18 protein-coding genes and 1 pseudogene are annotated in these 14,332 nt (G+C 35.0%); 15 read left to right on the top strand and 4 right to left on the bottom strand.

All coding sequences use genetic code 11. The annotated features are described in order from the left end of the window. Window positions 1-171: 171 nt before the first annotated feature. The 10 genes from comGA (at window position 172) to SJY24_RS09070 (ending at window position 5,815) form a co-directional block, all read left to right on the top strand. Window positions 172-1,215 carry a competence type IV pilus ATPase ComGA gene (gene comGA, locus SJY24_RS09025; RefSeq protein ID WP_377864438.1) on the top strand — a complete coding sequence of 348 codons (1,044 nt, stop codon included), beginning with the start codon at window positions 172-174 and terminating at the stop codon, window positions 1,213-1,215. Then, the gene (comGB, locus tag SJY24_RS09030) at window positions 1,202-2,239 is read left to right on the top strand and encodes a competence type IV pilus assembly protein ComGB (RefSeq protein WP_377864439.1); all 1,038 of its coding nucleotides are present in this window, start codon (window positions 1,202-1,204) and stop codon (window positions 2,237-2,239) included. Before comGA ends, comGB begins: the two co-directional genes overlap by 14 nt. A gap of 11 nt (window positions 2,240-2,250) precedes the next feature. After that, the gene (gene comGC / locus SJY24_RS09035) at window positions 2,251-2,550 is read left to right on the top strand and encodes a competence type IV pilus major pilin ComGC (RefSeq protein WP_001178690.1); all 300 of its coding nucleotides are present in this window, start codon (window positions 2,251-2,253) and stop codon (window positions 2,548-2,550) included. Beyond that, complete coding sequence (gene comGD, locus SJY24_RS09040) at window positions 2,547-3,002, top strand: competence type IV pilus minor pilin ComGD (RefSeq protein WP_377864440.1); 456 nt, start codon at window positions 2,547-2,549, stop codon at window positions 3,000-3,002. Before comGC ends, comGD begins: the two co-directional genes overlap by 4 nt. After that, window positions 2,995-3,291: a type II secretion system protein gene (locus tag SJY24_RS09045; RefSeq protein WP_377867229.1), complete on the top strand. Its 297-nt coding sequence runs from the start codon at window positions 2,995-2,997 to the stop codon at window positions 3,289-3,291. Before comGD ends, SJY24_RS09045 begins: the two co-directional genes overlap by 8 nt. Further along, complete coding sequence (gene comGF, locus SJY24_RS09050; RefSeq protein ID WP_377864441.1) at window positions 3,275-3,736, top strand: competence type IV pilus minor pilin ComGF; 462 nt, start codon at window positions 3,275-3,277, stop codon at window positions 3,734-3,736. The genes SJY24_RS09045 and comGF overlap by 17 nt, the downstream gene beginning before the upstream one ends. Continuing rightward, window positions 3,733-4,104 carry a competence type IV pilus minor pilin ComGG gene (comGG, locus tag SJY24_RS09055; RefSeq protein WP_377864442.1) on the top strand — a complete coding sequence of 124 codons (372 nt, stop codon included), beginning with the start codon at window positions 3,733-3,735 and terminating at the stop codon, window positions 4,102-4,104. Before comGF ends, comGG begins: the two co-directional genes overlap by 4 nt. Window positions 4,105-4,277: 173 nt before the next feature. Then, window positions 4,278-4,928, top strand: coding sequence for a 2OG-Fe(II) oxygenase (locus SJY24_RS09060; protein WP_002167677.1), 651 nt, complete (start codon window positions 4,278-4,280; stop codon window positions 4,926-4,928). Window positions 4,929-5,078: 150 nt separating this feature from the next. Continuing rightward, entirely contained in the window at window positions 5,079-5,576 is a 498-nt protein-coding gene (gene aroK / locus SJY24_RS09065; RefSeq protein WP_377864443.1) for a shikimate kinase AroK, read from the top strand. 38 nt (window positions 5,577-5,614) lie between these two features. Then, complete coding sequence (locus tag SJY24_RS09070) at window positions 5,615-5,815, top strand: YqzE family protein (protein WP_071747116.1); 201 nt, start codon at window positions 5,615-5,617, stop codon at window positions 5,813-5,815. Between the two features lie 137 nt (window positions 5,816-5,952). Here SJY24_RS09070 and SJY24_RS09075 read toward each other — a convergent pair whose 3' ends face one another. Next, window positions 5,953-6,585 carry a VC0807 family protein gene (locus SJY24_RS09075; protein WP_377864444.1) on the bottom strand — a complete coding sequence of 211 codons (633 nt, stop codon included), beginning with the start codon at window positions 6,583-6,585 and terminating at the stop codon, window positions 5,953-5,955. Window positions 6,586-6,713: 128 nt separating this feature from the next. Then, window positions 6,714-6,832 (bottom strand): annotated as a pseudogene (locus SJY24_RS09080) (GTP pyrophosphokinase). 73 nt (window positions 6,833-6,905) lie between these two features. Between SJY24_RS09080 and SJY24_RS09085 the strand changes: the two are divergent. Beyond that, complete coding sequence (locus SJY24_RS09085) at window positions 6,906-7,133, top strand: hypothetical protein (RefSeq protein WP_000032702.1); 228 nt, start codon at window positions 6,906-6,908, stop codon at window positions 7,131-7,133. A 97-nt stretch (window positions 7,134-7,230) separates the two neighbouring features. Further along, window positions 7,231-7,362 carry a hypothetical protein gene (locus SJY24_RS09090; protein ID WP_377864445.1) on the top strand — a complete coding sequence of 44 codons (132 nt, stop codon included), beginning with the start codon at window positions 7,231-7,233 and terminating at the stop codon, window positions 7,360-7,362. A 51-nt stretch (window positions 7,363-7,413) separates the two neighbouring features. On the opposite strand, the gene SJY24_RS09095 is transcribed toward SJY24_RS09090, so the two are convergent. Continuing rightward, window positions 7,414-8,208: a YqhG family protein gene (locus tag SJY24_RS09095; protein ID WP_377864446.1), complete on the bottom strand. Its 795-nt coding sequence runs from the start codon at window positions 8,206-8,208 to the stop codon at window positions 7,414-7,416. Continuing rightward, window positions 8,195-9,877, bottom strand: coding sequence for a DEAD/DEAH box helicase (locus SJY24_RS09100; RefSeq protein ID WP_377864447.1), 1,683 nt, complete (start codon window positions 9,875-9,877; stop codon window positions 8,195-8,197). Before SJY24_RS09100 ends, SJY24_RS09095 begins: the two co-directional genes overlap by 14 nt. A gap of 390 nt (window positions 9,878-10,267) precedes the next feature. Between SJY24_RS09100 and gcvT the strand changes: the two genes are divergently transcribed. From gcvT to gcvPB, 3 genes are read left to right on the top strand one after another with little or no spacing between them, the layout of a single operon-like run. Then, the gene (gene gcvT, locus SJY24_RS09105; RefSeq protein WP_377864448.1) at window positions 10,268-11,368 is read left to right on the top strand and encodes a glycine cleavage system aminomethyltransferase GcvT; all 1,101 of its coding nucleotides are present in this window, start codon (window positions 10,268-10,270) and stop codon (window positions 11,366-11,368) included. Between the two features lie 20 nt (window positions 11,369-11,388). Next, window positions 11,389-12,732, top strand: coding sequence for an aminomethyl-transferring glycine dehydrogenase subunit 1 (gene gcvPA / locus SJY24_RS09110; protein WP_377864449.1), 1,344 nt, complete (start codon window positions 11,389-11,391; stop codon window positions 12,730-12,732). After that, entirely contained in the window at window positions 12,729-14,204 is a 1,476-nt protein-coding gene (gene gcvPB / locus SJY24_RS09115; RefSeq protein ID WP_000795709.1) for an aminomethyl-transferring glycine dehydrogenase subunit 2, read from the top strand. The genes gcvPA and gcvPB overlap by 4 nt, the downstream gene beginning before the upstream one ends. The last annotated feature ends 128 nt before the right edge of the window (window positions 14,205-14,332 follow it).

Genomic DNA, 14,332 nt, shown 5'->3' on the forward strand with positions numbered 1-14,332 from the left:
TTAACATTATAATACAGATAAACTACTATATAGGTAATTTCAGACAATAATTCGGAAATTGTTCATAATTTCACAAACATATTTTTCCTTTTTCTCTTAGTGAAAATAAAAAATTGCTAATTTTTGTTTTGCAGTTTTTCATGATATATACATGGTGAGGAGGGAAATTTGATGAATAGTGTCGAGCTTTTTGCAAATATGATTATGAAAGAAGCTTGTGGGGTGCAAGCATCGGACTTACATATTGTGCCCAGGCAGAAGGATATGGCGATTCAATTACGTATAGGAAAAGATTTAATTACGAAACGGTGTATTGAAAAGGAATTTGGAGAAAAGCTTGTTTCGCACTTTAAGTTTTTAGCATCAATGGATATAGGAGAGAGGAGAAAACCTCAAAATGGTTCGTTGTACTTACAAATTGATGGACAAGAAGTGTATTTACGCCTTTCAACACTTCCAACAGTATATCAAGAAAGTCTCGTTATTCGCCTCCATTTACAAGCATCTGCTCAGCCATTGTCTCATCTTTCGTTATTTCCAAGTTCAGCGGAAAAATTACTCTCTTTTTTAAAGCATTCGCATGGGTTACTCGTATTTACTGGGCCGACTGGTTCTGGAAAAACAACAACAATGTATGCGTTATTAGAAGTAGCTAGAAAATGGCAAACACGTCGCATCATTACACTGGAAGATCCAGTTGAGCAAAGAAAAGACGGTTTATTACAAATTCAAATAAATGAAAAAGCTGGTATCACATATAAATCGGGATTAAAGGCTATTTTGCGTCATGATCCAGATATTATTTTAGTTGGCGAAATTCGTGATGAAGAAACAGCAAAAGTAGCTGTAAGGGCCAGTTTGACGGGACATTTAGTGATGACAACCTTGCATACAAATGATGCGAAAGGAGCGATACTACGATTTATGGATTATGGTATTACAAGGCAAGAAATTGAACAATCATTATTAACTGTAGCTGCTCAGCGACTCGTCGAATTGAAATGCCCATTTTGCAGAGGAAAGTGTTCAACTTTATGTAAATCAATGAGGCAAGTGAGGCAGGCAAGTATTTATGAACTGTTATATGGATATGAATTAAAACAAGCGATTAAAGAAGCAAGTGGAGAACATGTTACGTATCACTATGAAACGTTGGAATCGTCGATTCGAAAAGGGTATGCTTTAGGCTTTTTAGAAGAAGATGTATATGTTTAAGAGAAAATGGAGTTTAAGTGATCAAGCATTATTATGGAAAAGATTAAGTGATTTATTAGAGAAAGGTTACTCACTTTTGCAGGCGTTAGAATTTTTGCAGTTGCAACTACCATTAGGGAAGAAATTACAGTTACAGCGTATGATCGAGGAATTGAAAAATGGACAAAGTTTGCACGCTTCTTTTCACCAATTAATGTTTCACCCTGAGGTGTTAAGTTATTTGTTTTATGCAGAGCGACATGGTGACATTTCTTTTGCTTTGCAACAAGGGAGTGTACTTCTTTACAAGAAGGATAAATATAGGAAAGATATGATGAAAGTAATGCGATATCCTATGTTTTTATCGTTCTTTTTAATGATTATGCTTTCTGTTTTTAACCTCATTTTATTGCCTCAGTTTGAAATGATGTATAGTTCTTTACATTCCACAGCACCACCACTTACGGAGCAAATTTTAGTTGCAATTAAATTATTACCCTACTTCATTTATATCATTTTTCTTATCGTTATAACGGGATTTAGTTTATATATATTTTATTTCCAAAAACTTCCGCCTACTCAAAAGGTAAAGATCATAATTCGTATTCCCCTTATGAAAACATTTCTTATTTTAAATCATTCGCATTATTTTTCCGCACAATTAAGTGGTTTATTACACGGTGGATTGTCAGTACACGAAGCATTAATAATAATGATGAAGCAAAAGTATCATCCGTTCTTTCAGTATGAAGCAGCCCGAATTGAGCGGCAATTAATTGCAGGAGAACCGTTACAATCTATTATTGATAAAAGCGGTTATTACGAGAAAGAACTTTCTTATATCATTACGCATGGACAAGCAAACAGTAATTTAGCAAATGAGCTTGGTGATTACAGTGAGCTCATTATTGAAAAGGTAGAACAAAAAATTAAACGTATGTTATTTGTGATTCAACCTATTTTATTTACATGTCTTGGGATTATAGTCATTCTGATGTATTTAGCGATGATTATGCCGATTTTTCAAATGATGAATTCTATTTAGGGGGCATTTACATGCAGAATGAAGAAGGTTTTACTCTTTTAGAAATGTTGTTAGTTATGGTTGTCATAACTGTATTATTACTATTAATTATTCCAAATGTAGTTAAGCAGCGATCCTCGGTGCAGGAAAAAGGGTGTGAAGCCTACGTGAAATCTGTAGAAGCACAAATACAGGCATATCAACTCGAAAATAATAAAATACCTACAATCGAGGAATTAAAAACTAAAAAATATATTGCTGTTGATGAATGTCCGAAAGGTAAACCAATCCATATTTCTGATGATGGCACGGTATCAGTAGGGAAATCGTGAAGCAAAAAGGTTTTACTCTTTTAGAGATGCTACTTGTCTTATTTGCTATTTCTATACTGAGTGTTGTTACGCATTTTAACGTTACTTCATTACATGAAAAACAAAGAGTTGAGTATTTTTTAAAACAGTTTTCAAATGATATTTTGTATATGCAGCAGTTGGCAATTAAGCGTCAAAAACATTATACGTTACGCTGGTTTAAAGGGAAACAGATGTATTATATTTCGGAATCAGAGACGGATTTTTTAATTGTTAAGAGAGAATACAATAAAGATATCCAATTGGATTTGCATACCTTTCCAAATCCAATGACATATAATCCGAGCGGAAATATTAATAGAGGTGGTACGATTTTACTTTCCTATCAAGGGTATAAATATGAGATTGTATTTCAACTTGGAAGAGGGAGATTTACGTATCGTGAAGTGTCAAAAAGGATCAGTAATGGTTGAAATGGTTGTAGCGTTAAGTTTAATAATGGTGGCGGTATCGTTATTACTCCCGCAAACATTATTAATTATGCAGGAAAGAAAAAATATAAATATGAGCTATAAAGCATTAATATTATTAAAAAAAGAAGCGGCCTTGTTTAAGTATGAGGATGAGGAAAAGCGAGAAAAAGAGCAAGTCATAAAAGGGATTGTATATTACACATATTGGAGAGGAGATGAAGTTTGTGCGGTGTGGAAAGATATGAGAGGAAAAGCGATGGAGCAATGCCTTTATGCAGAGAAAAGATAAAAAGGAAGCGGGATTTACATTAATAGAAATGATTGCATGTTTGTTACTTTTATCAATGTTCTTTTTACTTTTACCGCGTCTTCATATTATGGGAGTAGAAAATACACATTCAAAAGGATTAAATGACTGGGAGTGGGATGTGTTTTTAGGACAAATGCAATTAGAATTTCGTGAAGTAATAAGTGGGAGGAAGATAGAACGAGAAAATGATGGGAATATTTTGCGCTTCCAACTTCGTAATGATGATGAGGTGACGTATGAAAAAGTGAATAGTAATTTAATAAGAAAAGTAAATACGCGCGGAAGGGAAGTTATATTACAGAGGATTGAAGCGATTTCGTATAAATTAACACCTCAGTTGCTATATATACGTGTGAAAGGTATAGGTGGTGAAATATATGAAGGCGTGGTTGTACGCTATAGTGAAATTGAGATAGAAACATGAGAAAACAAGATGGATTTGCAATGCCAGGAACAATTATTTTTCTTATTTTATTAATTTCTTTTTTGATGTGGGAAACGAATATGTTACTTTTGGATAAGAAATTTTATGCTGAAATAGAACAAAATTTTTTCATGGAGGAACTTATTGATCGAGCTATTTCAGATATAAAAAGAGACTTACAGCAAAAAGAAAAAGAGGATATTTTTTTGTTTCAGTATGAAAGAGGAGAAGTGAGTGGAAAGTACATCTTTGAAAATGATGTTATTATCATTTCGTTGCAATGTGTTACAAAGCAGAGAGTTTTCTATACAGTGAGCTTTCGCTATAGGAAAAGGGATAATAAAATATTTGATTGGGTAGAAGGATAGTGTGTAAAATACGTGGGAGAGAACCACTAATTCCTATTGTGGCGGGAGTTAATTTCTTTGAGGGAAGGGATAAAACTATGGTCAAAAGTTTAAATTTTCTCAAAAAAGAGAAAGGTAGAAAGAATATGATATATTCATGCTATCCAATCATTTTTTTCTAGGGAGATAAGGAAATGACAAACAACAATCAAATAGGTGAAAATAAGGAACAAACTATTTTTGATCATAAAGGAAATACGATTATGACAGAGGATAGGGAAATACAAATTATTTCAAAATTCGAAGAACCTCTTATTGTCGTATTAGCAAATGTATTAAGTGATGAAGAGTGTGATGAATTAATTGAATTGTCTAAAAGTAAGATGAAACGTTCTAAAGTTGGTTCATCACGTGATGTAAATGATATTCGAACAAGTAGTGGTGCATTTTTGGAAGAGAATGAACTAACTTCGAAGATTGAAAAACGAATTTCATCTATCACGAATGTTCCTGTAGCGCATGGAGAAGGATTGCACATTTTAAATTATGAAGTAGATCAAGAATATAAAGCGCACTATGATTATTTTGCGGAACATAGTAGATCAGCTGCTAATAATCGTATAAGTACTCTTGTGATGTACTTAAATGATGTAGAAGAAGGCGGAGAAACATTCTTTCCGAAATTAAATCTTTCTGTACACCCTAGAAAGGGAATGGCAGTATACTTTGAGTACTTTTATCAAGATCAATCACTAAATGAGCTTACGTTACATGGAGGGGCACCTGTTACGAAGGGCGAGAAATGGATTGCAACGCAGTGGGTGAGAAGAGGTACTTATAAGTAAAAGTGATCAGCTTGTTTGATTGCAAGAAAATAGCGAGTATGTTACGTTTTGTTCTTCATAGCATAAGAAGAACAAAACGTTTTTTTATTAAATAAAGCAACAACTTTCGTTATAATAACAAATAATAACGGATGATTGAGAGGAACGAAAATGAAATCTATATATATAACTGGCTATATGGGAGCCGGGAAAACAACAATTGGAAAAGCGTTAAGTAAAGAACTTCGTATGGAAGTTGTAGATACAGATCAAAAAATTGAAGAGAAGCAAGAGAAGGTAATTCGCCATATTTTTGCCGAAGAAGGCGAAATGGCTTTTCGGGAATATGAAAGTGAAATGTTACGTTTACTACCGGTTCAGAATGTAATTATTACAACTGGTGGAGGGATTATTGAACGAGAGGAAAATCGAAAGTGGATGAAGGAAAATGGAACTGTCGTGTATTTATATTGTGATCCACATGTAATTGCAGAAAGGCTTCGTGAAGATACGACACGTCCACTATTTCAGAAGAAAGATATAGATGCATTTGTAACGAAATTCGAATCGCGCCGAGCTTATTATGAAGAGGCACATATTCATATCGATACGACAAGTAAGTCGGTAAAGCAAATCATGAATGAATTAAAGGAAAAGATTAATGAATAAAAAAGTGGACATACTAATCAAGTAGAGGTGATGATAATATGTCTACTAATGATTATGTACGCTTTGTGACACAGCAATTTGTGTCGTATATGGATGCTCCAAAAGAGGATCGAAAACAAAAGAAAGAACAACGTCGTGCGGAGAAAGAGCCATTCTTAAACAAATGGTTTGGTGTTATGCCATTGAGCGCTGCTTTGTTTTATCGAAATGTAAAAAATAAAAGAAAAAAATCAAGTTAATCATTCTTCGTTCACTTGTGAGGCGTATAGCCAATAAAAATCCCCTAGTATAACAAGATGCTAGGGGATTTTTTGTTTATCCCGCATTAACGGGCAGTTAAGGGAAGGACAAAACCCCCACTGATTAAAGTTTCACTTTATTGCACAGATTCTTTTTCTTCAGTAACTGCATGTATTTTATTGTTTACCCATACAAATCCAATTCCAATACAAATAGAAATGCCCCACCCAACAGCGGTCATAATAGCTCTCATTTCACCATATCCATCTACACCGAAAACAGAGATGAAATAGATTTTTAAGAAACTTTTTAATATAAATTGAAGACCGAAAAATAGTGTTAAATATTGCAGTGCGGGATATATACGGCTATCTCGGTAAAGTTCACGACTTTTATCGCGATCATGACCTTGCAATGCAGCAATGTCTGCAGCGAAATATAACATCAGTGGTTTTTTTATAAAGATTGTACATATGACGATAATACCGAGTACGATGTGATAATACGCATCGTTCCACAACATTCGTTCGGCTGATCCAGATAATAAATCTACCGTCGTATTAGAAATGAGTGTAATTAAAATAAAGAACCCTGTCACGTTAAACTGTTTTTCTTTCTTAAAGGTATACAGTGTATAAATAATCCCCGGAGCAGAGGAAATTAACATCGCGTAATAAGGATCGATATAAGGTTTTGCGAATTTCCAAATGAGGAATGGGAATACGAGATAAAAGACAAGATCTAATATAGCTTTTTTATTTTGATTCATATAAATCCTCCTTAAGTCATACATATATTTTATAATATAATTTCTGAAAATTGTATAAGGTTTAATAAAAAAAAGAAAAGTAGATGATTAGTAGATTTAAAAAATTGTCCCTAGCGTAGTAAGTTTTTTTAGTATATAATAAAGGAAACGCTTTCATTTTTTTGGTTTGTTCACAAAATGGACGGAAAATCACATATTTACTATCGATATGTTGCTTTATAATGAAACTAATTAAATATACATGCATACAATATTGTGAAATAAATAACATAAATAATCTATATAAATGTAAACGTTATCAAAAGAGAGAGGTGGAGACAATGAGTAAATTTTTCTTCAATCATAATCCGGCAACAGTAGAGGATGGAAGGCTTGTTAAGTATGCTGAAATTATTTATGGAGAAGGTGGCCGTTCTGTATTAGAAAATTTAATGGTGAAGGCATCTATCAGGTTGCGTGATCGTTATCCGAATAAATCTGACGAGCAGATCTCGAACCTCGTAAATAAAGGCATCCATGATATGTTTCAAAAATATGTGAGTGAGTAAGAGTAGCCAATGGCTGCTCTTATTTTTTTGTATAAGGATTGTGTCTCTAGCTGAAAATAAGGGTGTATTTTGAAAGACTTAAAAAGGAGTGGAAAAGATGAGCAATGGAATTGGACGTTCAAAAGAAAATCTGCCGACTGATGCTAATCATGTAAGTGCGAAGGATCGCGCATATCAAAAACGTATGACAGAGAAAAAACAACGAGAGCGTAGTGACGATAGAGAATAGGATGGAAAAACATCTTAAAAAAAGCTCCTTCTACAGTTGAAGGAGCTTTTTTTAAGATAGAAAATGATTTGCGGTAATATAAAAGAGGCCGCCGTTTATAATTTGCATTGTAATGCGTGGTTCGTATTGTTCTTGTAATGCTTGCTTTTCAATTTCATAGCTTTCTGGAAGTTCATCACTATCTTCATAAAATCGATTTAAAAGGTCTAAATCGTGATTCCAACGCACTCTTGCTTCTTTTGCCCACGTATGGTCATCTTCTGCGACTATATGTTTTAAAGCGTCCTCTATACGTTGTAAACCACTTTGTGGCTTAATGATAGGGGAAAGCGTAAAACAAAAATCAGGTATTTTTGGGGTGACTCTTATCTCTGTTAAAGTGTCATGGAAGTTTGCGATCATTGTTCCAGAAATAAGGTGAATACCGATGGAATGAAGGATGTCTTTTTTTCGGTCACATTGATAAGATACTTTTATATTTACACCAAGCCAAGGGTGGAGCGGGGTATGTGTTGCCCCGTTATGTTTCACGTCCTCGTATAACCGTATGTATGAGCCTAGTTCTTTTGTCGTTTCAAAGATTTGATGCAAACGTGGTGAACCGTAATGAACAAGTTCACCATCGTTTTCTTCGTTTTCCGGATTTGTAATAAGAGTAAGGCGCATCGGATTCGGAACGCCTCCTGTTTTTTCAAGATAGTGCCAATAGAAAGGGCGATTCATTAATAGCTTATCCATTTCAATTGTTAACTGCACGTCTAATAGGTGAGGGGAATGTTCTAAAATTTCGCAGTTATTCGCCTCAAAAAAGTTATATAAGTAATTATGAATTTCATTTTGCTGCATAGCCCTGCACCTCTGCTTCATTGCGCTTCGCAAAATCGATAATAGATGTTAAATTTTCCATTTTGATTCGAATTTCTCCTTCGCTTTTTGACTGTGCGAAAATTTCTTGAATATGCGCATCGATATTTTTCATGTTGATTCTCGTTAAAATTTCATCGAGTTCGCCGATTACTCGTTCAAATAAATTAATTTTTTCATACAGCAGTTTTAAAATATGCTCTTCAACAGTATGCTTGGTTGCTAAGTTATAAATATGAACATCATTTTTTTGTCCAAGACGATGAATACGCCCAATTCTTTGTTCGAGTCTCATTGGATTCCACGGTAAGTCATAATTAATCATATGGCTACAAAACTGTAAGTTAATTCCTTCACCGCCGGCTTCGGTCGCGATTAACACTTGAGCATGATTTTGGAAAAGTTCCTTCATCCAATCTTTCTTTCCTCGTTTAAATCCACCACGAAATGGAACAGAGGAAATTCCATGTTGTTGTAAGAACCATTGTAAATACATTTGCGACGCTCTATATTCAGTGAAAATGATGACTTTATCGTCAATTTCTTTTATAAGCTCTAGAGCTTTATTTGCTTTTGAGTTGAAAGGGATATGATTAATTTTGTCCATTAACACATCGATATGTGGTTCCTTTATGTAGTGCTCATTTTCTTTCTGTCTTTTTTCTACATGTTTTTTTAATGAATAGTAAACAGCTTCGCGACTACTACATGCTTCCCGTTTTAAAGTTAAAGATGAGAAAGCAGACGTGAAGGCATCTTGTCCTCGCCAATTTTCAATCGCGTTATATAGCGCTTGTTCTTCTTCATTAAACTCAACAAAAATTGTACGTACATGCCTTTTTGGCCAATCAATTCCAGTATTATGACGTCGATTTCGGACCATTACTTTGTTGATGAGAGCTTTTAAATCTTCATCAGATTCAGCCGAGCGATTTTTTGAAGCATAATATTCCTCAAAATTAGATTGGTTGCCTAAATGACCTGGTTTTAATAAAGAAACGAGGTTGAAGATTTCATCGATTTTATTTTGAACAGGAGTAGCGGTTAGTAATAAGCAAAACTTCTTTTTTAATCGTTGTGCAAATTCATAGTTTTTTGTTTTATTATTTTTTAGTTTATGTGCTTCATCAATAATAATAAGGTCATATTCTAAGTTTAAAACGATATCGCGATGCGGCAATCGTTTCGCAGTATCGATTGATGAAACGATGACATCAGCTTGTTCCCACGAATAACTTTTCTTTTGAGCGACCGCAGGAATAAAAAATTTTGTGTTTAGTTCATATGCCCACTGAGATACGAGCGAAGCTGGAACTAGAATGAGTACCTTTTTTACAAGTCCCCGCACCATATATTCTTTTAAAATAAGACCAGCTTCGATTGTTTTTCCAAGTCCAACTTCATCTGCTAAAATCGCTTTACCATTCATTTGTTCAATAACATTTTGAGCGACTTCTAATTGATGCGGAAGTGGCGTGAAATGTGATAAGTGTTTTGGTGCTTGTAATCCATCAAAAGTAGGGACGAGTAATGATTTTTCAGTTTTATAAGCTAATTGATATAAATCCCAATTTGTCCAAGGACCATCTTCATCAATTCTTTTTAAAAAATTATTTTGCCACGTTCGATCTACGGAAATATCAACATTCATTCAGACGCTCCCACCTTTTATAAACTAAAGTGATTATTAAAAAAATCTTTATTATAAGCCTTGTTATAAGGCATTATCACAATTACTAAAAATTAAAGAATAAGCAATGATAAAGTGATAAATCTCAAAAGTTGTATTTAATAATAATAAGAATAAAAAATTCTAAATTATTTTTTATGCTAGAATATTGATGAAATATAGCGAATGATGTTAGGATAATGGTGTGAAATGTGTGGAATCTTTCGTATTTTATCCAAGAAAGTAACTTTTTATTTACGCTTTCATAAAAAAATATAATGAGATTCCGTATATCCTATCTTTTCAGAATGAAAATGTTTAGATATGGAAAGCAACTTTTATTGATTTGTCAGAGCATAAGGGGGAAAGAGCATGATTACATTACAACGTACACCGTTATTTGATGTATACGCGAAGTATGGTGGAAAAACAATCGACTTCGGTGGTTGGGAATTACCAGTTCAATTTTCAAGCATTAAAGAAGAGCATGAAGCTGTACGTACAGCGGCAGGTTTGTTCGATGTATCTCATATGGGAGAAGTAGAGGTAAAGGGTGTAGATAGTTTAGCATTTTTACAACGTGTTGTTACAAATGACGTATCTACCTTAAAGGTAGGGGGCGCACAATATACAGCTATGTGCTATGAAAATGGTGGCACCGTAGATGATTTATTAATCTACAAACGTGGTGAAGAAGACTATTTATTAGTAATCAATGCATCGAATATCGAGAAAGATTACGAATGGTTAGCAAGTCATGTAATTGGCGATGCGACAGTAGTCAATGTTTCTAGTGAAGTTGCACAGCTTGCAATTCAAGGACCAAAAGCAGAAGGCATTTTACAAAAAGTTGTGTCAGAAGATTTGAAAGAAATTAAGTTCTTTAAATTTAAAAATAATATTCTTGTAGATGGAGTTCCTGCACTTGTATCTCGTACAGGTTACACAGGTGAAGATGGATTTGAAATTTACTGTAAGAGTGAAGATGCTGCAAAGCTTTGGGAGAAACTCCTTGAAGTTGGAGCAGAAGAAGGCCTGAAAGCATGTGGCTTAGGCGCTCGTGATACACTTCGCTTTGAATCAACACTTCCGTTATACGGACAAGAATTATCAAAAGATATTACACCGATTGAAGCTGGAATCGGCTTTGCGGTAAAAACAAATAAAGAAGCAGACTTCTTTGGAAAAGAAACGTTAAAAGAGCAAAAAGAAAACGGTGCATCTCGTAAATTAGTCGGCATCGAAGTAATCGAACGTGGTATTCCTCGTACGCATTACCCTGTATTTATAGGAGAAGAGAAAATCGGGGAAGTAACGAGCGGTACACAATCTCCAACGTTAAAGAAAAGCATTGGTTTAGCACTAATTGATGTAAAATACGCAGCAGTTGATACAGAAGTAGAAATTGAAATTCGTAATAAACGCGCCAAAGCAGTAGTTGTTCCAACACCATTTTATAAACGTTCAAAGTAACGGGGAGAGGGGTAGATTTCATGTTGCATCGTTATCTTCCAATGACAGAAGAAGACAAAAAAGAAATGTTACAAACGATCGGCGTTCAAACGATCGACGAATTATTCTCTGATATTCCAGAGAGTGTTCGTTTTAAAGGGGATTTAAAAATTAAAGAAGCAAAATCAGAGCCAGAGCTTTTAAAAGAGTTATCTCAAATGGCTAGTAAAAATGCTAATTTAAAAGAATACGCTTCTTTCTTAGGAGCAGGCGTATACGATCATTACGCTCCAGTAATTGTTGACCATGTTATTTCTCGTTCAGAGTTTTATACAGCTTACACACCATACCAACCGGAAATTTCACAAGGGGAATTACAAGCAATCTTTGAATTCCAAACAATGATTTGTGAATTAACAGGAATGGATGTAGCGAACTCTTCTATGTACGACGGAGGTACGGCTTTAGCTGAAGCGGCAATGTTAGCAGCTGGCCATACTCGTAAAAAGAAAATTCTTGTATCTAGCGCAGTTCATCCAGAATCAAGAGCGGTACTTGAAACATATGCAAAAGGTCAAAATCTTGAAGTTGTTGAAATTGATCATAAAAACGGTGTAACAGATTTAGAAGTATTACAAAGTGAAGTAGATGATACAGTTGCTTGTGTAATCGTTCAATATCCAAACTTCTTCGGACAAGTGGAAAAGTTAGCTGATATCGAAAAAATCGTTCATCAACAAAAATCATTATTTATCGTTTCTTCAAATCCATTATCATTAGGCGCATTAACACCGCCAGGAAAATTCGGTGCTGATATTGTAATCGGTGATGCACAACCATTCGGTATCCCAACGCAGTTTGGTGGACCGCACTGTGGTTACTTTGCAACAACGAAAGCATTTATGCGTAAAATTCCAGGACGTCTTGTCGGACAAACTGTAGATTCAGATGGTAAACGTGGGTTTGTATTAACGTTACAAGCACGTGAACAGCATATTCGCCGTGATAAAGCGACGTCTAACATTTGTTCAAACCAAGCGTTAAATGCATTAGCAGCTTCTGTTGCAATGACGGCACTTGGAAAACAAGGTGTGAAAGAAATGGCACGTCAAAATATTTCTAAAGCACAATATGCAAAACGTCAATTTGAAGCGAAAGGATTCACAGTTACATTTGCTGGACCATTCTTCAATGAGTTTGTTGTAGATTGCAAGCGTCCAGTGAAAGAAGTAAACGATGCATTATTACAAAAGAATATTATCGGCGGTTACGATCTAGGCCGTGATTATAAAGAGCATGAAAACCATATGCTTGTAGCAGTAACTGAGCTTCGTACAAAAGAGGAAATTGACACACTTGTAAACGAAATGGGGGCTATCCAATGAAGAACCAAGACCAAGCACTTATTTTTGAAGTGACTAAAGAAGGACGCGTAGGATATAGCTTACCCAAATTAGATGTAGAAGAAGTGAAACTAGAAGATGTATTTGAGAGCGATTATATTCGAGTAGAAGATGCAGAGTTACCAGAAGTATCTGAACTTGACATTATGCGTCACTATACAGCACTTTCAAACCGTAACCACGGCGTTGATTCTGGATTCTATCCACTTGGATCTTGTACGATGAAGTATAATCCGAAAATTAATGAAAACGTAGCTCGTTTCGCAGGATTTGCAAATATTCATCCACTTCAAGATGAAAAGACAGTGCAAGGTGCAATGGAATTAATGTATGACTTACAAGAACATTTAATTGAAATTACAGGTATGGATACTGTTACATTACAACCAGCAGCTGGTGCACATGGAGAATGGACAGGTTTAATGTTAATTCGTGCATACCATGAAGCAAATGGTGACTTTAACCGTACGAAAGTAATTGTTCCTGACTCTGCTCACGGAACAAATCCAGCATCTGCAACTGTAGCTGGTTTTGAAACAATTACAGTAAAATCAAATGAACATGGTCTTGTTGACTTAGAAGACTTAAAACGTGTTGTAAACGAAGAAACAGCAGCACTTATGTTAACAAATCCAAATACATTAGGCCTATTCGAAGAAAATATTTTAGAAATGGCAGAAATCGTTCATAACGCAGGCGGTAAATTATACTATGATGGTGCAAACTTAAATGCGGTATTAAGCCAAGCACGCCCAGGAGATATGGGATTTGACGTTGTGCATTTAAACCTTCATAAAACATTTACAGGTCCGCATGGCGGTGGTGGCCCAGGTTCTGGTCCAGTAGGTGTGAAAGCTGATTTAATTCCGTATTTACCAAAACCGATTTTGGAGAAAACGGAAAATGGCTATCACTTCAACTATGATCGTCCAGAAGCGATTGGGCGTGTGAAACCATTCTATGGTAACTTCGGAATTAACGTTCGTGCATACACATATATTCGTTCTATGGGTCCAGATGGCTTGCGTGCAGTAACTGAGTATGCTGTATTAAATGCGAACTACATGATGAGAAGATTAGCACCATTCTATGATCTTCCGTTCGATAGACATTGTAAGCATGAATTTGTATTATCAGGTCGTCGTCAAAAGAAACTTGGTGTACGTACATTAGATATTGCAAAACGTCTGCTTGATTTCGGTTACCATCCACCAACAATTTACTTCCCATTAAATGTGGAAGAATGTATTATGATTGAGCCAACAGAAACAGAATCAAAAGAAACGTTAGATGGTTTCATTGATAAGATGATTCAAATCGCTAAAGAAGTAGAAGAAAATCCAGAAGTTGTACAAGAAGCACCGCATACTACAGTCATTAAACGTTTAGACGAAACGATGGCTGCACGTAAACCTATTTTACGTTATGAAAAGCTAGCTCCTGTACAAGTTTGATTAGAATAAAAAAGAACTCGCTATATGCGGGTTCTTTTTTTTGTGCAGGTAGGATGAAAAAAGTGTTAAAAATTATTATTTTTTGTTTCATATTGCTGTAAAGAAGCAGTTTTATAGGTGATTTTGTT

It is taken from the genome of Bacillus sp. R86525 (assembly GCF_042466195.1).
GTDB lineage: Bacteria > Bacillota > Bacilli > Bacillales > Bacillaceae_G > Bacillus_A > Bacillus_A nitratireducens.